Annotated in this window: 16 protein-coding genes; 7 read left to right on the top strand and 9 right to left on the bottom strand. The window is 72.2% G+C overall.

What is annotated here, in order from left to right:
• Both ACWGKQ_RS49775 and ACWGKQ_RS49770 read right to left on the bottom strand, forming a co-directional pair.
• Nucleotides 1-2,261: FUSC family protein (locus tag ACWGKQ_RS49775; RefSeq protein ID WP_453298745.1), on the bottom strand; the 2,261-nt coding region annotated here is incomplete at its 3' end.
• Between the two features lie 117 nt (nucleotides 2,262-2,378).
• On the bottom strand, nucleotides 2,379-3,149 hold the full coding sequence (locus ACWGKQ_RS49770; RefSeq protein WP_453298744.1) for a polysaccharide deacetylase family protein: 771 nt from the start codon (nucleotides 3,147-3,149) through the stop codon (nucleotides 2,379-2,381).
• 269 nt (nucleotides 3,150-3,418) lie between these two features.
• Here ACWGKQ_RS49770 and ACWGKQ_RS49765 point away from each other — a divergent pair, with 269 nt between their 5' ends.
• Complete coding sequence (locus tag ACWGKQ_RS49765) at nucleotides 3,419-4,075, top strand: TetR family transcriptional regulator (RefSeq protein ID WP_453298743.1); 657 nt, start codon at nucleotides 3,419-3,421, stop codon at nucleotides 4,073-4,075.
• A 37-nt stretch (nucleotides 4,076-4,112) separates the two neighbouring features.
• On the opposite strand, the gene ACWGKQ_RS49760 is transcribed toward ACWGKQ_RS49765, so the two are convergent.
• The 3 genes from ACWGKQ_RS49760 to ACWGKQ_RS49750 form a co-directional block, all read right to left on the bottom strand.
• Complete coding sequence (locus tag ACWGKQ_RS49760; RefSeq protein WP_453298742.1) at nucleotides 4,113-4,802, bottom strand: DUF2306 domain-containing protein; 690 nt, start codon at nucleotides 4,800-4,802, stop codon at nucleotides 4,113-4,115.
• Nucleotides 4,803-4,902: 100 nt separating this feature from the next.
• Complete coding sequence (locus ACWGKQ_RS49755) at nucleotides 4,903-7,632, bottom strand: ATP-binding protein (protein ID WP_453298741.1); 2,730 nt, start codon at nucleotides 7,630-7,632, stop codon at nucleotides 4,903-4,905.
• A 107-nt stretch (nucleotides 7,633-7,739) separates the two neighbouring features.
• A complete protein-coding gene (locus tag ACWGKQ_RS49750) occupies nucleotides 7,740-8,162 on the bottom strand; it encodes a hypothetical protein (protein ID WP_453298740.1) in 423 nt (140 codons plus the stop codon).
• A gap of 405 nt (nucleotides 8,163-8,567) precedes the next feature.
• Between ACWGKQ_RS49750 and ACWGKQ_RS49745 the strand changes: the two genes are divergently transcribed.
• Nucleotides 8,568-9,911 carry a DUF3500 domain-containing protein gene (locus ACWGKQ_RS49745; protein ID WP_453298739.1) on the top strand — a complete coding sequence of 448 codons (1,344 nt, stop codon included), beginning with the start codon at nucleotides 8,568-8,570 and terminating at the stop codon, nucleotides 9,909-9,911.
• Nucleotides 9,912-10,083: 172 nt separating this feature from the next.
• Here the strand turns inward: ACWGKQ_RS49745 and ACWGKQ_RS49740 are convergent, their stop codons facing one another.
• A complete protein-coding gene (locus ACWGKQ_RS49740) occupies nucleotides 10,084-11,058 on the bottom strand; it encodes an alpha/beta hydrolase (RefSeq protein ID WP_453298738.1) in 975 nt (324 codons plus the stop codon).
• Between the two features lie 327 nt (nucleotides 11,059-11,385).
• On the opposite strand from ACWGKQ_RS49740, the gene ACWGKQ_RS49735 reads away from it, so the two are divergent.
• Together ACWGKQ_RS49735 and ACWGKQ_RS49730 are read left to right on the top strand one after the other, a co-directional pair.
• Complete coding sequence (locus ACWGKQ_RS49735; protein WP_453298737.1) at nucleotides 11,386-14,139, top strand: AAA family ATPase; 2,754 nt, start codon at nucleotides 11,386-11,388, stop codon at nucleotides 14,137-14,139.
• Nucleotides 14,140-14,296: 157 nt separating this feature from the next.
• The gene (locus ACWGKQ_RS49730) at nucleotides 14,297-14,587 is read left to right on the top strand and encodes a hypothetical protein (protein WP_453298736.1); all 291 of its coding nucleotides are present in this window, start codon (nucleotides 14,297-14,299) and stop codon (nucleotides 14,585-14,587) included.
• On the opposite strand, the gene ACWGKQ_RS49725 is transcribed toward ACWGKQ_RS49730, so the two are convergent.
• The 3 genes from ACWGKQ_RS49725 to ACWGKQ_RS49715 all read right to left on the bottom strand — a co-directional run bounded on the left by ACWGKQ_RS49725 (nucleotide 14,580) and on the right by ACWGKQ_RS49715 (nucleotide 16,734).
• Entirely contained in the window at nucleotides 14,580-15,638 is a 1,059-nt protein-coding gene (locus ACWGKQ_RS49725; protein WP_453298735.1) for an LLM class flavin-dependent oxidoreductase, read from the bottom strand. The two genes, ACWGKQ_RS49730 and ACWGKQ_RS49725, sit on opposite strands and share 8 nt — an antisense overlap.
• Entirely contained in the window at nucleotides 15,638-16,144 is a 507-nt protein-coding gene (locus tag ACWGKQ_RS49720; RefSeq protein WP_453298734.1) for an SRPBCC family protein, read from the bottom strand. Before ACWGKQ_RS49720 ends, ACWGKQ_RS49725 begins: the two co-directional genes overlap by 1 nt.
• Nucleotides 16,145-16,233: 89 nt before the next feature.
• Nucleotides 16,234-16,734: a winged helix-turn-helix transcriptional regulator gene (locus ACWGKQ_RS49715; RefSeq protein ID WP_453298733.1), complete on the bottom strand. Its 501-nt coding sequence runs from the start codon at nucleotides 16,732-16,734 to the stop codon at nucleotides 16,234-16,236.
• Nucleotides 16,735-16,877: 143 nt separating this feature from the next.
• On the opposite strand from ACWGKQ_RS49715, the gene ACWGKQ_RS49710 reads away from it, so the two are divergent.
• The 3 genes from ACWGKQ_RS49710 (at nucleotide 16,878) to ACWGKQ_RS49700 (ending at nucleotide 19,608) form a co-directional block, all read left to right on the top strand.
• Nucleotides 16,878-17,576: an SDR family oxidoreductase gene (locus ACWGKQ_RS49710; protein ID WP_453298732.1), complete on the top strand. Its 699-nt coding sequence runs from the start codon at nucleotides 16,878-16,880 to the stop codon at nucleotides 17,574-17,576.
• Between the two features lie 66 nt (nucleotides 17,577-17,642).
• Nucleotides 17,643-19,040, top strand: a complete 1,398-nt coding sequence (lpdA, locus tag ACWGKQ_RS49705; protein ID WP_453298731.1) for a dihydrolipoyl dehydrogenase — start codon at nucleotides 17,643-17,645, stop codon at nucleotides 19,038-19,040.
• A 145-nt stretch (nucleotides 19,041-19,185) separates the two neighbouring features.
• Nucleotides 19,186-19,608: a tautomerase family protein gene (locus tag ACWGKQ_RS49700; RefSeq protein WP_453298730.1), complete on the top strand. Its 423-nt coding sequence runs from the start codon at nucleotides 19,186-19,188 to the stop codon at nucleotides 19,606-19,608.
• Nucleotides 19,609-19,666 lie beyond the last annotated feature (58 nt).

Here is a 19,666-nt window from a genome sequence, read left to right as displayed (position 1 = left end):
GCCCGCGCCTGTGCCCGCGCCGCCTCGGCGAGACCGGGCTGGAGCCGGCGGGCGGCGTCGACGTGGTCGTCCGTCCAGATGATCCGGACCGCGACGGGGGTGGCCCGGCCCTGGCCGTCGCTGAGCTCGGTACGCACGGACTCCACGAGCCGCGCGGCCTCCTCGGGCCGGAGCGGGACGGTGTCGGGGACGGGCGAGCGGCTGTCGAGGCTCGCTGCGAAGCCGTGGTACCAGTCGGTGACCAGGGCCGCCGAGCCGAGGACGGCACGGTGGGCGTCGGCCCCGAGGGCCTGGAGGCGGGCCGGGTCCTCGCCCTGCCACAGGGAGACGACGGCGTCGGCGGCCAGGCGCAGCCCGACGACCCCGGTGACGAGAGTGGTCGTGCAGGCCAGCGACATGGGCTTGGCGCCGCGTTCGGCCAGGTAGCTGCGGAACGCGTCGTCCAGACGGCGTGCGGAGGCCGCCGCCTCGCGGCTCCGCGGATCCGGGTCGGCGGGGTGACGGTGGCCGAGGGCGTAGTCGACGGCGCCGTCGAGGTAGCCGGCGCTGTCGTGGTAGGCGTCGGCGAGTGCCTTGTGCACCGCGGCCCGGGCGCCGCGCGGCCAGAAGAACACGGCCACGAGCACGCTGACCAGGCACCCCAGCGCGATGTCCTGGATGCGCAGCAGGGCGATGTGCCAGTTGGGGTCGTGGCCGACGTTGAAGAGCACCACGAGCGTCACGGTGAACGCGGCCTGCCCGGCGGCGAAGGACACCGCGGCGGGCGCGATTCCGGCGAACAGGATGGCCACGGGGAGCACGAACCACAGCGCGGTGCCGTGGTGGCCGATCAGATGGAACAGCGCGGCGCCGATCACGGACCCGGCCACGGTGCCGAGGACGGCACGGACCGCGTTCTGCCCGGTGCTGAGCGCGTTGGAGCGCAGCACGGACAGGGTGCCGAGCAGCACCCAGAAGGAGTGCCCCACACCGGTCACCCCGGCCAGGAACACGGCGATGCCGAGGCCGACGGCGCCGCGCAGGCTGTTGTGCAGCCACACCGAGTCGGGCCTGAGATGGGCGACGGCCCGTTCCCGGGCGGAGGCGAGGGGTGCGGCCAGGGCGCCGGGCTCACGGCCCAGGAGCCGCTCCGGCCAGCTGCGCTGCCAGGCGGTGGCCGCCATGGCGACGTTGTCGGCGATCTGCAACACGGCGAAGCCGACTTCCTGGGAGCGGAAGGACACGTCGAGCGTGGCGATGAACCCGTAGACCTCGGCCGTGCTGGTACCGCCCGGGTGCTCGGCGGGCACCCGGACGGTGGAGCTGTGCTCCATCCCGGCCAGGGCCGCCCGCAGAGTCTCCGCGCGGGTTTGCAGCGGACCGGTGTCCCCGTTCAGGTCCGTGAGCAGGTCGCAGGCCGCGTCCAGCACGTGGGCGGCGGCGCGGCGCACGGTGTGTGCGGCCGGATCGCAGGTCGGCGGCTCGGCGGTGTACTCGGACCGGTCGACGAGGATGGCGCACAGCCAGGTCAGCTCGTCCACCAGCCGGACCAGGGCCCGTGAGGTCGCGGACAGGCCGGTGGGGCGGTACGGGGTGGCGTCGAAGGCTCCGCGCAGGTCCGCGCCGGCCCGGGCGGTGTGCTCCGCCCCCACCCGGCACCGCTCGGCGTCGGGCACCGGCCCGTCCGGGCCCGGCAGGGAGGCGCGGATCCGCAGATACCCGGCGGCGGCCCGGCAGACGGCGGCCGCCGGGGCGCTGAGCGGATCGGCGACCGGGCGCGGCCACAGCAGGGCGACGGCCGGCAGTGCCACCGCCGCCGCCAGGCCCGCACCGGCGAGCCGCTCGGGCAGCTGCGACAGCGGTACCGGGGCGCTGACCGGCAGTACGAAGGCCAGCAGGAGCGCCGTCGAGCTGCCGGCCAGGACCGAGCTGACCACGCCGGCGAAGAGGACCGCGAAGCCGATCACGACCGTGGCCGCCACGGCGAGCCACAGGTTCCGCCCCGCCAGTGTTCCCGCGCAGATCAGCACCAGCCACGCCACCGCGAGCGCCGCCTGCGCCCGCAACCGCTCCACCATCGGCCCGGAGTAGTCCACCAGCAGCAGCATCGAGAACGAACCGAACGCGGCGTAGCTCGCCATCGTCGGCGAGTGCAGCACCTCGGAGCACAGGGCGAACAGGGCGGGCATCACGAGCGCCGTCCGCCCGGCCCGCCGGGTCGCCCCGAGGTCCGGGTCCTTGCCGCGCAGCCACGTCACCCAGCGTGGTGCCCGCCCCGACATGTCCACCTCCCGCTGGCCCCGGGCAGCCGGCCCCGCCGCCGCACCGCGCACACCACCCATATGCGGCCACCGCCGGTCCGTCCGCAACATATACCCAGCGCGGCGGGAGGCGTCTGCTCACCGCACCGGGAAGCCGAACGAGTACCCCTGTTCCTTCAGCCAGGGCAGCACCTCGCGCAGGGCGGCCACCGTCTCGGAGCGGTCGCCGCCGGCGTCGTGGAAGAGGACGGTCGGCCCGTTGGGCATCTCGCCCTTGACCGTGGCGACGATGGCGGCCGTACCGGGGCGCTCGAAGTCCTTCGAGTCGACGTTCCAGCCCAGCGGACGCATCCCGTGGGAGGCGGCGAGCTTGCGGCTGTACGGGGTGAAGGCGCCGCCCGGAGCGCGGTAGTAGAGCGGCCGTACGCCCCCGGACGCCTCGGTGATCATGCGCTCGGCGTCGAGGATCTGCCGGGACTGGTAGGCCTCGGACTTGGTGTCCATGGTGACGTCGTGGGAGACGGTGTGGTCGCACAGCCGGTGCCCGGCCGCCACCACCGCCTTGACCAGGTCCGGGTGCGCCTGCGCCTGCGGTCCGATCATGCAGAACGTGGCCTTCACGCCGTACTGCTTGAGCACCTGGAGCACCTCGGGGGTCCAGACCGGGTCCGGCCCGTCGTCGATGGTGATGTTCACGCCCCTGGCGCCGCGGTCCGAGGCATGCGCGATCCCCACCGACACCGGGGCCACCCTCGGAGCCGGGCGGTGCGCCGAAGTCCCGGCTTCCGCACGCCCGTTGACGGGACCGGCCTGCGCGGTCCACAGCGAGGCGGCCACGGTCACCGCTGTGACCCCGAGCGCCGCCGCGACCACCTGGCCGTACCATCCCCGTCCGCCGTGCCGCGCCATGTCCGCCCCGTTCCTTGTCGTTGTGTCGACCTCGTGCACCCGTCAGGACGGAAGGCGGCGGGTACCGGATCCATCCGTTACCGATCACGGACAATTCCGCGAGAGTTCTGCGACAGGCTCCCTGCGAGACCTTTAACGCGGGGGAGGGCGATCGGTGTTGGCGGTCGCCCAAGGTCGGGGATAGAGGCTGGGGAAAGGGAGCCGGAAGGCGTGTCGGCGGACCACCGGCGGACGCGTTAGCGAAACGGTGTTGTGCTATTGTTTCGGTCATGAGTTCGTCCCGTCCCCAGCGCGCCCGCAGTGCGGCGGCCAAGGAGCAGCGCGAGCGGGAGATCCTCGACGCCGCCCGCTCGCTCGGCGCCGAGCGCAGCGTGCGCGAGGTGACGCTGACGGACATCGCCGCCGCCGTCGGCATGCACAAGTCCGCGATGCTGCGCTACTTCGAGACGCGGGAACAGATCTTCCTGAGCCTCACCGCGGAGGGCTGGCAGGAGTGGTCGGCGGCACTGCGCGCGCGGCTCGCCGAGCCGGCCTGCGCCGGACACGACGAGGTCGCGGCCGCCATCGCCCGGTCTCTTGTGGCACGGCCGTTCTTCTGCGACCTGCTCGCCCAGGCGCCGCTGAACCTGGAGCGCAACGTGTCGCTGGAGGCCGCGTACGCGTTCAAGACGGTCGCCCTCGGCGAAGTCGCCTCGCTGACAGCGGTGTTGCGCGAACTGCTGGGCATCACCGACCGCGCGGCCACCGACGTGATCGCCACCGCCACCGGCATGGCAGGGGCACTCTGGCAGATGGCCGCGCCCGGCACCCGGCTCCGTGAACTCTACGAGTCACGGCCCGAGTTGGCGCACGCGGTCGTCGACGTCGAGCCCAGGCTCACCCGCATCCTGACCGCACTTCTGAACGGAATGACCGCGACGGCGTAGCCGGCCTGGCGCACTCGCGGGGCGGGGCGGTCGCAGATCAGGAGTCGTACCTGGGGACACGTGACGTGCCCGACCGCTTGCGCACCAGCGGTGCGAGTGTCCGGTGGATGATGAAGTACTCGGCGACCACAGCACACACGAGGATCGACGCCCAGACACTCGTGGTGTAGATGTCGTGGAAGGCCAGCGAGGGGAACGGGCCCTGCAGGACCAGGCCGAGACCGAGGAAGGCGCGGAGCGCGACCGCGGCGAAGCTCAGCGCGTAGTTGCGGATCAGCCAGATCCGGTGGAGCTGGATCTGGCCCTGCCGGATGGCGCGGAAACCCTGGAAGAGGGTGTACAGCCAGGCGGTGGACAACAGGTAGAACGCGACCTGCACGGAAATGCCGGAGACAGAGAACGTGGCGGCCACGTAGGCCGCGAGCGCGGCGACCACCACGCTGCCCATGTACACATAGCCGAGCGTGCGGTGCAGGGCAGGACGTCCGGCCAGCAGTCTGTTCGCGAACTGGAACGGCCCGATCAGCAACAGCAGGCTCGCGGGCAGGGCGTGCACCACGATCGTCAGGTAGTGCGCCGCGACATCCGGGTTGAGCGGGATCCGGCTCGCCGACGCGTCGCCGGTGAGGTAGGTGGCGCCCGAGAACACGGCGATGCCGGCGGCGGAGACCGCGAGCGCGGCCCAGGCGATCCGCCGCCTGCCGCTGCGGGAAACGGGAAAGGTCATCACAAGCTCCTGCTCGACCGGGTGGTTGCAGCGAGCTTCCCGTGCCGCCGGCCGCGGCCGCGTCGGTGAGAACTACGTAGATCGGCCGCCTACGCGACGCTCAGAGCGGGAGTTCGCGCAGCTGGCGGCGGGAGGAGATGCCGAGCTTGCGGTAGCTGTTGCGCAGGTGCGTGTCGATCGTGCGCGGGCTGAGGAACAGTGCGGCGGCGACCTCCTTGGACGTCGCGCCGCCGGCGACCTTCCCCACGATCAGCCGCTCCTGGGCGGTGAGCAGTTCGAGGGGGTTCGTCCCGTCCCGGCGCGGGCGTTGCCCGGTGGCGACCAGTTCGCGGGCCGCCCGCTCGGCGAACGCGGTCGCGCCGATCACGGCCAACGTCTCGTGTGCCGCTTGCAGTTCGACGCGGGCGTCGGCGCGGCGGCCCGCCCGGCGCAGCCACTCGCCGTACAGCAGACGCGTACGGCCGTAGTGCGCTCGCACCTTCGTCCGGGCGAACAGGTCGACGGCTTCCCGGTAGCGGGCGTCGGTGCTCTCCGCGGTGGGATCGAGCAGTGCCTGCGCGAGCCGGTACCTGGCCTCGGCCCATGCGGTCCGGCCGGTGCGCGCCAGGGCTTCGAGCCGGACCATGACCGCGGCGCATTCCTCCGGCCGTCCGGCCCGGACGGCCGCCTCGACGAACTCCTGGTCGAGGCTCCACACCACATAGGAGCCCTCTTCCTCCTGTGTCCGGGAGGCGAGCCCGGTTCGGAGGGCGGCGGCGTAGTCGGCGAGCCCGTTGCGCAGCACGGCCGTCGCGTACAGTTCCCCGACCGCCTCGTCGCGGCCGATGCGCCCGCGCATCGTGGCCCGCAGCTCGCCGACCCGATCGGCGTCACCGCGCCAGCCGGCCAGGATGAGTTCGGCGAAGGAAAGGCTGACGGTGCCCACCGCCTCGTCGACCGCACGGGCCTCCGCAAGGCTCGCGGCCGCCTCCTCGTAGTGGCCGAAGACCGTACCGGCAATGGCGCGGACCCGCAGGGCCTGGGGCAGCACGGCGAAGGCGCCCTGTTCCCGGGCCAGCTCCACCTGTCGGACGGAGAGCACCTCGGCGGAGTCGTCGTCACCCAGATCGAGGGCCATGAGGCAGGCGAGTTCCATCCACCACGGGCTCGTGGCGGTGCGGAACGCGGCCACCGCCCGCCGCATCGTGGGCACCGCCTCCTCGACCGGTGCGAGGACCTGGTCGAGCAGCGCGTCGAGCAGCAGGTCGACCGGGCGGGGCTCGTCCTCCCGCCGCGGTGCCTGCTCGCGGATGCGGGTGCCGAGCTGCCGCAGTCGCCCCGGCAGCCGGTCGACGAACATCGAGGAGGAGAAGGCCTCCAGGTAGGTCTCTCTGGCCCGGTCGGGCGGGAGGCCGGCCGCGGCGTCGACGAGCGCGACGGTGGCCTCCGGACTGCGGGCCACGTGGAATTCGATCAGGGCCCGCTGCAACCGGGCATCGGCGCGGTCCGCCGGTTCCAGCGGACGGCGCTCGGCCTGCGCGAGCAGTTCACGGGCCCGGGCGGGTGCACCGGAGTCCAGCCTCGCCCGGGCCGCGGCGAGCATCCGCTCACCCTGGCGGACGGGATCGGGCGTCAGCTGGGCCGCGCGTTCGAGGAACGCCGCGGCCGCGGCCAGACCGCTGCGCCGCCGCGCTCGCCCGGCGGAGCCGACCAGCTCCGCGGCGACCGCCTCGTCGGTGTCGACCACCGAGTGCGCCCGGTGCCAGGCGCGGCGGTCGGGGTCGGTCTCCGCGTCGGTGGCCGCGGCGAGTGCGGCGTGGACCTGCCGCCGCGCGCCGGGGGTGGCCGAGCGGTAGGCGCCCGAGCGCACGAGCGGGTGGCGGAAGCGCAGCCGGGGCCCGAGGCTGATCAGCCCCTCGTCCTCCGCGGCGGTCAGTTCGGCCGGGTCCAGGGCGAGCAGACATGCTGCGCGACGTATCAAACCGAGGTCGCCGACCGGCTCCGCGGCGGCGAGCACCACCAGTGAGCGGGCCGCGGAGGGCAGTGCGCGCACCCGGCGGGCGAACCGGTCCTCCAGCGCGTCCACCACATTGGCCCGCGGTCCGTCGTCGCTCCCGGCGGGCAGGCCCAACGGCCCGGTCCGGTGGCCGAGTTCCAGCAGGGCCAGGGGGTTTCCGCCGGCCTCGGCCAGGATCCGTTCGAGCACCTCGCCGTCCAGGTCCGCGCGTGCGGCCGAACGCAGCAGCGTCCTGGCTTCCGCGTCGCCGAGACCCGGCAACGGCAGGCGCGGCAGACCGGTGAAGCCGGGCTCGGCGGACCGGCCTCGCTCGACGGACCGGTCCCGTTCGACGGACGGACTCCGCTCGGCGAGCACCACCGCGATCCGCTCGGCGGCGACGCGTCGCGCGACGAAGCCCAGCACCTGGCGGGTCCCCGCGTCGACCCACTGGACGTCGTCCACCGCGCAGCACACCGGCCGGTCCTGGGCGAGCTCGTGCAGCAACCCCAGCACGGCCAGCCCGATCGTGAGCGGGTCAGGGGTCGTCCCGCCGCCGAGGCCGAACACCGACTCCAGGGCCTGTCGCTGCACCGCGGGCAGGCCGTCGCGATGCCGGATCACCGATGCGCAGAGCTGGTGCAGCGCGGCGTACGGAAGGTCCCGCTCGAACTCGGTGCCGGAGGCGCGCAGGACCAGCCATCCGTCGAGCCCGCGGACCACGGTGTCGACGAGCGTGGACTTGCCCATCCCCGCTTCGCCGGCCACCACCAGGGCCCCGCCGCGTCCGTCCGCCGCCGCGCGCACCAGGTCGTCGAGCGCGCGCAGCTCGTTCTTCCGGGCGACGAACACCATGGTGGCGGCTCCCCTCCCCGGGCGGTGACGAACGCTGTCACTCTAACGGGGGTGCAGGGGGGCCGCGGTCCGCGCAGCCGTGGTCCGCGTACTCCGTGCCGGGTCTGTCAGCCGAAGACGGTGTCGGCCGGGAGACCGGACTGAATCAGGACGTCCTTCATGTTGTAGTAGTCGTCATTGGCAAGGATCTTGTTCCCGCGCAGCCGAAGGATCGTCGCGACCGGCACGGAGAACGGCTTGGGCGCATTGAGCAGCTGTCCGCTGAACGTCCTCCCGAAGGCGTGGTCGGTGTATCGGGAGCCGTCCTTGGCGAACAGGGCGGCGAAGCACTGCGGGTCGTTGCCGTTCCACACGGCCGCCCAGTCGACGGCAACGGCCGGCAGGCGGTGGTGGCTCGACAGATCGACCGCCGTCGTGGTCGACGCGGAGGCCGGCTGAGCCGACCCCGACACGGCCGGCCCGAGTACGCCGGCGATACCGAACGCGGCGGCAGCCGCGGCGGTGGGGACGGTACGACGAATGATGGTCATGGTCTCTCCATGAACGGTGATGCGCTCGCGTGCTGGTCGGCCGGCGAACTGGGTACCGGGCAGGACAATCCCGTGGCGGGGCGGCCGTCCGCGTCGGTGAAAACCACGTAGATCCCCGCCTACGCAGTCCGGGGCGACGGGGGCCACGCCGTCTCTGAAAATCTGAGGTATTTCAGAGAAAAGGGCGGGAAACCGGCCGGAGGGGGGCCAGGGCCGTACCGAAGGCCTTCCTTCAGTGAAATCATCACCGCTCGACAGTGGCTGAATTCAGCTGCTGGCCGACTTTCGGTGCTGCGTAAATCTGCACGAGAGCTATTTCATGGATTTCTCATTCTTCTCGGTGATAGTCGTCGCGCCGCCGCTGACCAGAAACCCGAAGATCCGAGAAACGAGAGGTGCGACCTGATGTCCGAAACCGGCATGGGTGAAAGCACGGCACAGGAAGGGCACGCGGCGGAAGCCGACCGCCGTGCCTTCATGCGCAGAGTCTTCCTGACCGGCGGTGCCGCCGCGTTCACCGCCATGGGCGGAGCCGGCGCGGTGGCGTTCGCCGACGGCGGCTCCACCACCGGCCCCTCGGCCGCGGCCGACGACAGCGCGAGCCCGTCCCCCAGCGCGAGCCCCACCCGTGGGAACGGAGGCGGCGGCGGTGTCCTCGGCACCCAGACCATCACCGAGGACTTCTACGGCCTGACCACCGACGGCAGACAGATCGACGACCTGTTCACGCTCCACTCCAAGGGCGTCGCCACCGCACCCGTCGTCGCGGCCGCCCAGGCCTTCCTGGCCGGGCTCACCGACACCCAGAAGGCGAAGACGCAGTTCTCGCTGCGCTCCACGGAGTGGCGGACCTGGAGCAATCTCGACCCCGGGGAGTTCAAGCGCCAGGGCGTGTCACTGGCCGACCTGACGGACGAGCAGAACGCGCTGGGCAGCGCCCTGATGACGGCGGCGCTGAGCGCGGACGGCCTGGAGACCACCGAGAAGATCCGCCGCCTCAACAACGCCGCCGGCGTCATGCTCGGCAAGGCCGACGTCTTCAACGACGAGCTCTTCTACTGGACCGTGATGGGCACCCCCTCGGCCACCGAGCCCTGGGGCTTCCAGTTCGACGGCCACCACCTGGTCGTCAACTACTTCGTGCTCGGCGACCAGGTCGTCATGAGCCCCTGCTTCTGGGGCTCGGAGCCGACCAGGATGGAGATCGACGGCGAGACCGTCTCGGTCTGCCAGGAGGAGGTGGAGGCGAGCCTGGCGTTCATCCAGTCGCTCACCGAGACCCAGCAGGCGACCGCCATCGTCTCGGCCACGAAGGCGGACGAGGACATGAAGGCCGGCGCCTTCGCCGACAACGCGGTCATCGCCTACGCCGGCATCCGGGCCACCGAACTCACCACGGCCCAGCAACGCAAGCTCCTCGCGGTCGCCGAGGCGTTCGTGAACCGGGCCAAGGCCGATGTGGCGAAGGCGCGGATGGCCGAGATCCGCAGCCACCTCGCGGACACCTACGCGGCCTGGATCGGCGGCACCGGCGACGACGACCCCTTCTACATGCGGGTCCACAGCCCGGTCGTGTGGATCGAGGTCGACTGCCAGGCGGCGGGGCCGCTGGGCGGCGCGTACGGCAGGACCCGCGGTGACGGGCCCAGCCAGCTGCACATCCACTCCGTCATCCGCACCCCCAACGGCAACGACTACGGCAGCGAACTGCTCCGCCGGCACTACTTGACGTCGCCGCACCACCGCTGAGTCGCGCGACCGAGAAGGGCCTGCTCCGGTTCCGCCCAGACCGGAGCAGGCCCGCAGGAGGGCGGGAGCAGGCCCGCAGGAGGCCGGGAGCCGGCCCCGGTCCGATGGTCTGCGCGGTCGCCCGGAGGGCCGGCATCCGGTGGGCCGCCCGGTCGTCGACGCCGGCGGAGCCTCAGGTGGTGTGCAGGGCCTCCCTGATGGAGTCGACGGCAAGGTGCCGCGCGACGTTCGTGGCCTTCGTGTCGCGCAGGCTGTCGAGCATCATGAAGTCGTGCACCATGCCCTGGACCCGCACGGCGGTGACCGGGACGTCCGCCTCCCGCAGGTGGGCCGCGTAGGCCTCGCCCTCGTCACGCAGCACATCGGCCTCGTCGGTGATCACCAGGGCCGGCGGCAGCCCCCTGAGGTCGTCGACGGAAGCCTGCAACGGGGCCGCGTAGCGCTCGTGGCGCTGGGCGTCGTCACTCGTGTACTGGTCCCAGAACCAGATCATGCCGTCCCGCGTGAGGTAGTAGCCGTCGGCGAACTGCTGGTACGACGGCGTGTCGAAGTCGGCGTCCGTGACCGGGTAGAGCAGGATCTGCGCGGCGAGATCGATGTCGCCGCGGTCCTTGGCCATCTGGGCGAGGACCGCCGACATGTTGCCGCCGACGGAGTCCCCGCAGACCACCATCCGGGACGGGTCGAGGCCGGACTCGGTGCCGTGCTGCACGACCCACCGGGCGACGGCGTAGTTCTGCTCGATCTGGGTGGGGTACTTCGCCTCGGGCGCCCGGTCGTAGACGGGGAACACCACCGCCGCCCGCGCCCCGGCGGCCAGCTCCCGCACGAGCCGGTCGTGGGTGTTCTCGTCTCCGAAGACCCACCCGGCGCCGTGGATGTAGAAGATCACGGGGAGCGGCCCGTTGACGCCCTCGGGCTTGATGACGTGGGCGCGTACGGTGCCCCACTCGCCGGCGTCGACGTCGATCCAGCTCTCGTCGGCCGGTGGTTTGGCCACGCCCTCACCGGTCTGGAGACCGGCGAGGATGTCCCGCCCCTGCGGGGGCGACACTTCGTAGATCCGCGGGTGGGGTGCGGTGGCGTCGGCGAGTTCGCGGGCCGCGGGCTCCAGGTACGGGGTGGGCGGCGGGGGCAGATCCTTCATGACGAACCTCCAGAAAGGGCCGATGCCGCGGCGGTGGAGTTCGGCCGGCCGCTCGTCTCCGCAGGTCACCACCGGTCGAGCGCGGCACCGCGGGTGCGTCGGCGACAGGGCCGGGCAGACGGCATCGCTTTCCAGCCTGACACCGGACCGCACGGGCGGCATCACGTGGCCGACGCCGTACGGTAGGCCCGCCGCCACGGACCGTGGGGGCAACTGGACAAAGGGCCCAGGCGCTGGTCAGTATGGGCCTCGCGGATCCGGTGACCGGACCCTCGCGTGGCAGAGAGCAGCGGAAACCGCCCCTTTCGAGCATTCAGGGGTTGACCATTGGACGAGCTGTTCGGGCGGGACGAGGAGTACGGCCGGCTGACGGCAGCACTCGGCGACGCCCGGCGCGGGATGAGCGGCGTCCTGGTCCTGAGGGGCGGGCCGGGGACCGGCAAGAGTGCCCTGCTCGACCACCTCCAGGCCGCGGCCGCCGACTTCGAGATCATGCGCTTCGACGCCGTGGAGTCCGAGACCGAGCTCGGCTTCGCCGCCCTGCACCAGCTGCTCAGACCGCATCTGTCCCAGCTGCCCGAGCTGCCCGACCCGCAACGGGCGGCTCTCGGCCAGGTCTTCGGACTCCAGGAACGGACCAGCCCGCCCGACCGGTTCCTGGTCGCCCTCGCCGCGCTGGGACTGGTGGCCGCCCGCACCGACGACCGGCCCCTGCTGTGCCTGGTGGACGACGCGCACTGGCTCGACGAGGAGTCCGCCGCGGTGCTCGCCTTCGTGGCCCGCCGGCTGCACGCCGACGCGATCACCATGGTCTTCGCCACCCGCGACGACCTCGACCGGGCCGACCACCTGGCGGGACTCCCCGAACTGGCGGTGACCGGACTCGACGCGGACGCGGCCGGACGGCTGCTGGAATCGGTGGTCTCCGGCGTCCTCGACCCCGGGGTCCGCGACCGGGTGGTCGCCTCGACCGGCGGCAATCCCCTCGCCCTCATCGAGGCGGCCCGCGAGCTGCGTGCCGACCAGCTCAGCGGCGAGACACCGCTGCCCGAGCCGATCCCGCTCGGCCGCGCCCTGGAACGGGTCTACCTCCGTGAGGCGCTGGCGCTGCCACCGCGGACCCGCACCCTCCTGCTCACCTCGGCCGCCGATCCCACCAGCGACCCGAACGTGCTGTGGCGGGCCGGCCCAGAGCTCGGCTTCGACGCCGGCGACGCCGTGGCGGCCGAGGAGCGCGACCTCCTCTCCATCCGCGAGACCGTCAGATTCCGCCACCCGCTGATCCGTTCGGCCGTCTACCACGGCGCCCCCCTCGCCAGACGTGCCCGGGTGCACGCCGTCCTCGCCGAGGTCGCGGCGGATCTCGGCGAGGCCGACCTGCGCGCCTGGCACCTCGCGGCGGCCGCCACCGATCCCGACGACGCCGTCGCGGCGGAACTCGACCGCGCCGCCGTACGCACCCGCGACCGCGGCGACTGGACCGGCAGCTCGTCGCTGCTGGCCCGCTCCGCGTCCCTGACCTCGGACCCGCCCGCCCGGGCCCGGCGCCTGCTGGCGGCGGCCGAGGCGAGTGCCGTGGCCGGCTCTCCGGGACGGGCGCAGACGCTGCTCGACGAGGCGGCCGCCCACCGCGCCGACGAGTGCTACGACGGCCGGCTCCAGCGCGTCCAGGCCCGGATCCACCGGCTCACCGGCGCGCCGGCGGCGGCGACGTACGCCCTGCTGGCCGCGGCCCGGGAAGTGGGCCCCGTCGACATCCGGCTGGCCCGCGACATCCTCGTGGAAGCGCTCGTCCAGGCGCAGATCAGCGGCTCCCTGGCACCGCAGGGGGCGACGCGCCGCAGCGTCGCCGAGACCGTCCGATCGCTGCCGCTGCCCGCCGGGATGCGGCCCACCACGGGCGACCTGGTGCTGGAGGCCGACACCGCCGTACACCTCGAAGGACTCGCCGGTGCCGGCCCACGGCTCCGCCGGGCCCTGACGGCGGTACAGCGCGAGGAGTCCACCGCACCCGAACTGTTCCAGCTGCTGGCCGCGGCCTGCTCGCACGCCACCGTCCTCGGCGACGACATCACCCTGCACGAACTCGCCCGGCGGCTGCACACCGAGGCGAGCCGGCGGGGCGCCGCCATCCCGATGGCCCTCGCCCTCAGCCACACCGCCCTCTCGGAGCTGATCGCCGGCCGGCTCGACGAGTCCGAGCGCCTCTTCGACCAGCGGGCGGCCCTGGAGGAGGCCCGCGGCTCCCAGCTGCATCTCGGCGCCCTGCTCATCGCCGCCTGGCGCGGCCGGTTCGAGGAGGCCGGCACGCTGGTCGAGGCGGTGCGCGAGCATGCCGCCCGCACCGGACAGGGGTACCAGCTGGTCTTCCTCGACTACGCCCGGTGCGTGCTCGAACTGAGCCGGAGCCGCTACGAGGAGGCGTACCTGAGCCTGGCGGGGCAGATCGGGGACACCTGCCAGGCGAAGTTCGCCCTCGTCGACATGGTCGAGGCGGCGACGCGCAGCGGCCGCGCGGACGAGGCACGCGGCCTGCTGGAACTCCTGGCCCGGCTCGCGTCCCGCACCCCTGTCCCGGGCCTGCTCGGCGACCTCGCCCGCGCCCGGGCCCTGACCACCGCCGACCCGTCGGCGGCCGAGAAACTCTACGTCCAGGCCGTCCAGCACCACGAGGAGGCCCGCGGCCCCCTGCGCCGGGCCCGCAGCCACCAGCTCTACGGCGAATGGCTGCGCCGGGAGCGCCGGACCAAGGAAGCCCGCCACGAACTGCGCACCGCCCACCAGTTCTTCGTCGCCATGGGCGCCCAGGGCTTCGCCGCCAGGACGGCACAGGAACTCTCCGCGGCCGGCGACTCCCTCCCGGCCGGCCCGCACGCACCGAGCGGCGGCGACGCACTCACTCCCCAGGAGGCCCGGGTCGCCCGGCTCGCCGCAGGGGGCGCCACCAACGGGGAGATCGCCGCCCAGCTCTATCTGAGCGTGCACACGGTCGACTACCACCTGCGCAAGGTGTTCCGGAAACTCGACGTCCACTCCCGCCGGGAGCTGGCCGCCCGCCGGGACCGCCTCACCTCGGCGTAGCCGGAACGCAGCCCACCGCTCACGGTGATCATATGGAGATATGCCGAAGTCCTCGGGCAAGGCTGGCTCCGGGCCGTACGCACCTCGAAACTGTCAACTGTCAGTCGGTGGCGGCCTGTTCGAGCAGCGCGTGCGCCCAGAGCCCGAGGGAGCAGTCATGAGATCGCGCCTCCAGTGGATCCACGGCCGCGGAGAGCACGCCGTCGTCGCTCCCCAGCGGGCCTACGTGGCCGAGGTCCTCGTCAAGTTCCTGGTCCTGGTCGGCCTGCTGTACATGCCGGTTCTCCTCTTCCACTGGGGCCAGTGGATCCCGTTCGCCGTAGCCGCCCTCTACCTGTTCTGGGAACTGGCCCGCGTCAGCAGCGCACTCGGCGAGCTGGCCCACCTCTGGAACGAGCAGCACGCACGGCGGCAGGAGGAGCCGGCTCCGAGCGACGCCCTCAACTGACCGGGCCGACCTCGCGGACCAGCTCGATCGCCCGCCCCAGGGTGGTGAGCCGGTCCTCCAGGGTCTCGCCCGCCGGGTAGAGCCGGACGGTGTCGACGCCGGCGTCGCGCCAGACCGCGAGGCGCTCGCGCACCATGGCCTCGGTGCCGATCAGTGTCGTACCGAGCACCATCTCGTCGGTGACCAGACCGGCCGCGCCGTCCCGGTCACCGGACTGCCAGCGGTCGCGCACCTCGGCGGCGACCTCGGCCCAGCCCTGGCGGCTGTAGGCGCTGTTGTAGAAGTTGGTGGACGCCGATCCCATCCCGCCCAGACTGAAGGCCAGTTCCTTCTTGCGCCCGGCGACCATCGCGCCGAGCGCCTCCTCGTCGGCAGCGAAGGCGACCTCCGCGCCCTGGCAGACGTCCAGGTCCGCGCGGGTACGGCCGCTGCGGGCCAGGCCCTCGTCGAGGTGCGCGAAATAGGCGTCGGCGGCGCCCTCGGGCACGAAGCTGGTGCCCAGCCAGCCGTCGGCGGCCTCGCCGGTCAGCCGCAGCATGGCGGGGGAGAGGGCCGCGAGGTAGACGGGGATCTCGTGCTCGGCGCGCATCGACAGGCGCATCGGGACGGCCTCGCCGCCCGGCAGCGGCACCGTGAACTCCGTACCGGAGTAGGAGAGCCGGCCACCGCCGACCAGCGCCCGGACGATCTCCACCGTCTCGCGCATCCGCCGCAGCGGCCGGGCGAAGGGGACGCCGTGCAGTCCCTCGATCACCTGCGGGCCGGAGGCGCCGAGGCCGAGCAGGAAACGCCCGCCGGACAGGTTGGAGAGGGTGATGGCCGTCTGGGCCACGGCCGTCGGTGTCCGGGTGCCGAGCTGCATGACGCCGGAGCCGAGCAGCATCCGGTCGGTGCGGGCCGCGTAGTAGCCGAGCGCGGAGGGCGCGTCGGAGCCCCAGGCCTCGGCGACCCAGCAGACGTCGAGGCCCAGCTTCTCGGCCTCGACCACGAAGTCGCCCTGCTGGGACCAGTGCGCGCCACCCGAGGCCTCGATCGTGGTGGCCGTGCGCATCACGCCTCCGCCCGCTTCTTGATCTGGGCGAGGGTGGCGGTGATGCCACGCTCGAACTCCCGCAGCCGTACGAACACGATCTTCTGCTCCTTGTCCGGCATCCGGTCGATGGCGAAGGACAGCCCGGACCGCCCCGGCCCCAGCTGCATCCACTGCGACAGCTCGGTCCCGCCGTCCTTCGGGCGGAGCCGGAACCGCCAGACCGCGGAGGGCTCGGAGGGGTCCTGCACCGCCCAGGCGAACACCGACTCCGGCTCGCACTCGATGACATGGGAGGTGGTCTCCCACTTCCCGAACGCCTCGTGTTCACTGCGGCCGACGAACCTGGCCCCCACCGCCGGACCGGCGGCCCCGTCCAGCCAGGTGACGGACCGGAGCTCCTCGCTCATGTCCGGCATCAGCTCGATGTCGCTGACCAGGGCCCACACCGTGGCCGGTGGGGCGTCGATCCAGGTCCGCACCTCGATCGTAGGTTTGTCCGCGTAGCGTGCGCCCGTCCACTCCAAGACCGTCGGCCTCCTTGCCGTACATGTGTCTGACCTCCAGAGTTGCTACGTGAGACTGACTCTGTCAAGGGGAGAGGGGCACGCCGTGCTCAGTCGGTGCCGAACCGCCGGCGGATGTCCGGCCGCTGCCTGAGCCGCTCGGGATATCCGGGTCCCATCCGCATCGAGGTCTCCTCGGACCTGAGCGGCGTACGGCACGCCGAGCAGACGACCTCGGCGGTGGTGTCGTGGTCGCAGGCCTCGTGATGGAACACCACGGGCACGCCCCGCTCCCCGGCCAGCCAGCGGTCGCCCCACGCGGACATCGCGGCCAGCACCGCGAACAGGTCCCGCCCCTTCTCCGTGAGGACGTAGTCGTAGCGCGGCGGCTCGGCCTCGTACAGCCGCTTCTCCAGGATCCGCTCGTCCACCAGGTGGCGCAGCCGGTCGGTCAACGTGTTGCGGGCGATGCCCAGTTCCTGCTGGAACTCGTCGAAGCGCCGGATCCCGTAGAACGCCTCCCGCACCACCAGCGGCGTCCAGTGGTCACCCAGCAGATCGACGGTCCGTGCGATGGAGCACGGCCACTTGGCGAACGAGGTCCGTTTCATGTCTCCACGATAGCGAGTCTTGTGAAGAAACCCTGCTGACAGTTGCGGTTTCGGATGTGAGCGGCCCGCGCAGGCCGCAGCATGAAGCACAGGGCCGGGCCGTCCGCCGGGTGGCCGTGAACCGTGGAGCGAGGTGTCCGACCATGAAGATCGAGGGAGCGGTCGCGCTGGTGACCGGGGCGAACCGGGGGATCGGCCTGGCGTTCTGCCGTGCCCTGCTGGACCGGGGCGCGGCCAAGGTGTACGCGGGCGTACGGCGGCCGGAGGACCTCACCGAGCCGGGTCTCGAACCGCTGCGCCTGGACGTCACCGACCCCGCGCAGATCGAGGCCGCCGCGCGGACCGCGTCGGACGCGACCATCGTGATCAACAACGCCGGCATCCAGGCCGGGCCGGGCCTGCTGGAGGGCTCCCTGGACGGCGCGCGGCAGGAGCTGGAGGTGAACTACCTGGGCACCTGGGCCGTCTCCCGGGCCTTCGCGCCGGTGCTCGCGGCCAACGGCGGCGGCGCCCTGGTGAACATGCTGTCCGTGGCGTCGTGGCGCTCGACCAAGCGGTTCCCCAGCTACGCCGCGTCGAAGGCGGCGCAGTGGTCGGTGACCAATGCGCTGCGGGTCGCCCTGCGGGAGCAGGGAACGCTGGTCGTCGGCGTGCACGTCGGCTGGGTGGACACCGACGCCACCGCGGCGGTCGACGAGCCGAAGACCGATGCGGCCGAGGTGGCCGCGCAGACGATGGACGCGATCGCCCGCGACGAGCCCGAGGTCCTGGTCGACGAGACCGCCCGCCGGGTGCGCGCCGCACTGTCCGGCCCGCTCGATCTCATCTACCCGACCGGCTGATCGTACGACCTGATCGTGCGACGGTGGAGTCAGCAGATCGACTCGACACAACGGTGAGGTGGAGCCATGCAGACCGACTTCGACGTCGTCGTCCTGGGAGCCGGGCCGGGCGGCTACGTGGCCGCGATCCGCGCCGCCCAGCTGGGCCTGCGCACGGCCATCGTGGAGGGCCGCTTCTGGGGCGGCGTCTGTCTGAACATCGGCTGCATCCCGGCGAAGGCGCTGCTGCGCAACGCCGAGGTCGCCCAGCTGATCCTGCACGACGCGGAGAAGTTCGGCGTGAAGATCAGCGGTGAGGTGGGTCTGGACTACCGTGCCGCCTACGAGCGGAGCCGGGTGGTGGCCGACGGGCGGGTCAAGGGTGTCGGCTACCTCATGCGCAAGAACAAGATCGAGCAGGTCGAGGGGCAGGGCACCTTCCTCGACCCGCACACCCTCCAGGTGCGCCTGAAGGACGGCGAGACGACGCTCTCCTTCCGCTCCTGCATCATCGCCACCGGCTCGACCGTGAAGCTGCTGCCCGGTACGTCGCTGGGCCGGCGCGTCGTCACCTACGAGGAGCAGATCCTCTCCGACAGCCTTCCGTCGAGCATTGTCATCGCAGGTGCCGGGGCCATCGGCGTCGAGTTCGCCTATCTGCTGCGGGCGTACGGCGTCGAGGTCACGCTGGTGGAGTTCCTGGACCGGATCGCCCCGCTCGAGGACGAGGAGGTCTCGGCCGAACTGACCAGGCGCTTCAAGCGGCAGGGCATCCGGGTCCTGACCTCCACCGCCGTGCAGTCCATCGAGGAGACCGAGGACAACGTCCGGGTGACGGTGCGGTCCGACGACTCGGAGCAGGTCCTGGAGGCGGAGAAGGTCCTCCAGGCCACCGGCTTCCAGCCGCGGACGGCCGGCTACGGGCTGAACAGCACCGGGGTACGGCTCACCGAGCGCGGTGCCATCGACATCGACGGCTACTGCCGCACCAGCCGGCCGCACATCTACGCCATCGGCGACGTCACGGCGAAGCTGATGCTCGCGCACACCGCCGAGGCGATGGGCATCGTCGCCGCGGAGAGCATCGCCGGCGCGGAGACCATGGAACTGGACTACCGCATGATCCCGCGCGCGACGTTCTGCCAGCCGCAGATCGCCAGCTTCGGCTGGACCGAGGCAGAGGCCCGCGCCCAGGGCTTCGACGTGCGGGTGGCGAAGTTCCCCTTCACCGCCAATGCCAAGGCACACGGCTTCGGCGACACGGTCGGATTCGTGAAGCTCGTGAGCGACGCCCGGTACGGCGAACTCATCGGCGGCCACATGATCGGACCGGACGTGACGGAACTCCTGCCCGAGCTGACGCTCGCCCAGAAATGGGATCTCACGGTGCACGAGCTCGCCCGGAACGTGCACGCCCATCCGACGCTGAGCGAGGCGGTCCAGGACGCCCTGCACGGGCTTGCCGGACACATGATCAACCTCTGAAGCGGACTCCGGAGGGCCGCACCGGAACCCCGCCCCTACGCATCCCACGCGCACGGACTACGCGCATCACGGGATCTCCCACGCTCCCGTGCCGGACACGATCGACGTGCAGAGTTCGACGCGAGACAAGGCGAGGATCCATCGCATGCCCATGATCGACGTGTACGCCGCCAAGGGGATCATCAAGGACCGCAAGGCCCTTGCCCGGGATCTCGCCCAGGCGATCATGCGCTGGGAGAAGGTTCCGGTCATCCCGTTCTTCACGGACAACACCGCCGCGTTCGTCCACGAGCTGGACGCGGACGCGTTCTCCACCGCGGGCGGCGGCGACGACCACGTGCGTGTCAACGTCACCACCAACGCCGGCGCCCTCGACCGGGAGCAGCAACTCGGCCTGGTCAAGGAGCTCTCGGAACTGGTGGCGGCCGCCGCGGGCGACCCCTCCCTCGCCGAACGCACCTGGGTCGCGCTGACCGAGGCGGTCCCCGGCGGCTGGGGCATCGGGGGGCACGCCTACACCAACGAGGAAATCGTCCAGCACGTACGGGAGTTGCTGGGCAAGGCCTGACACTCCGGGTGTGGCCCGGCCCGCGTAACACAGGCCCGCCCCACCCCATCACCGCCCC

This window comes from Streptomyces sp. NPDC054770, from assembly GCF_053611985.1.
This window is presented reverse-complemented; position numbering and strand designations above follow the sequence as displayed.

What these genes read in the sequence shown, in the direction of transcription:
- ACWGKQ_RS49730 (WP_453298736.1), top strand. Translation starts at nt 14,297, where the DNA reads ATGAGATCGCGCCTCCAGTGGATCCACGGCCGCGGAGAGCACGCCGTC.
- lpdA (WP_453298731.1), top strand. Translation starts at nt 17,643, where the DNA reads ATGCAGACCGACTTCGACGTCGTCGTCCTGGGAGCCGGGCCGGGCGGC.
- ACWGKQ_RS49750 (WP_453298740.1), bottom strand. Translation starts at nt 8,162, where the DNA reads ATGACCATCATTCGTCGTACCGTCCCCACCGCCGCGGCTGCCGCCGCG.
- ACWGKQ_RS49755 (WP_453298741.1), bottom strand. Translation starts at nt 7,632, where the DNA reads ATGGTGTTCGTCGCCCGGAAGAACGAGCTGCGCGCGCTCGACGACCTG.
- ACWGKQ_RS49710 (WP_453298732.1), top strand. Translation starts at nt 16,878, where the DNA reads ATGAAGATCGAGGGAGCGGTCGCGCTGGTGACCGGGGCGAACCGGGGG.
- ACWGKQ_RS49740 (WP_453298738.1), bottom strand. Translation starts at nt 11,058, where the DNA reads ATGAAGGATCTGCCCCCGCCGCCCACCCCGTACCTGGAGCCCGCGGCC.
- ACWGKQ_RS49715 (WP_453298733.1), bottom strand. Translation starts at nt 16,734, where the DNA reads ATGAAACGGACCTCGTTCGCCAAGTGGCCGTGCTCCATCGCACGGACC.
- ACWGKQ_RS49760 (WP_453298742.1), bottom strand. Translation starts at nt 4,802, where the DNA reads ATGACCTTTCCCGTTTCCCGCAGCGGCAGGCGGCGGATCGCCTGGGCC.
- ACWGKQ_RS49770 (WP_453298744.1), bottom strand. Translation starts at nt 3,149, where the DNA reads ATGGCGCGGCACGGCGGACGGGGATGGTACGGCCAGGTGGTCGCGGCG.
- ACWGKQ_RS49765 (WP_453298743.1), top strand. Translation starts at nt 3,419, where the DNA reads ATGAGTTCGTCCCGTCCCCAGCGCGCCCGCAGTGCGGCGGCCAAGGAG.
- ACWGKQ_RS49725 (WP_453298735.1), bottom strand. Translation starts at nt 15,638, where the DNA reads ATGCGCACGGCCACCACGATCGAGGCCTCGGGTGGCGCGCACTGGTCC.
- ACWGKQ_RS49745 (WP_453298739.1), top strand. Translation starts at nt 8,568, where the DNA reads ATGTCCGAAACCGGCATGGGTGAAAGCACGGCACAGGAAGGGCACGCG.
- ACWGKQ_RS49700 (WP_453298730.1), top strand. Translation starts at nt 19,186, where the DNA reads ATGCCCATGATCGACGTGTACGCCGCCAAGGGGATCATCAAGGACCGC.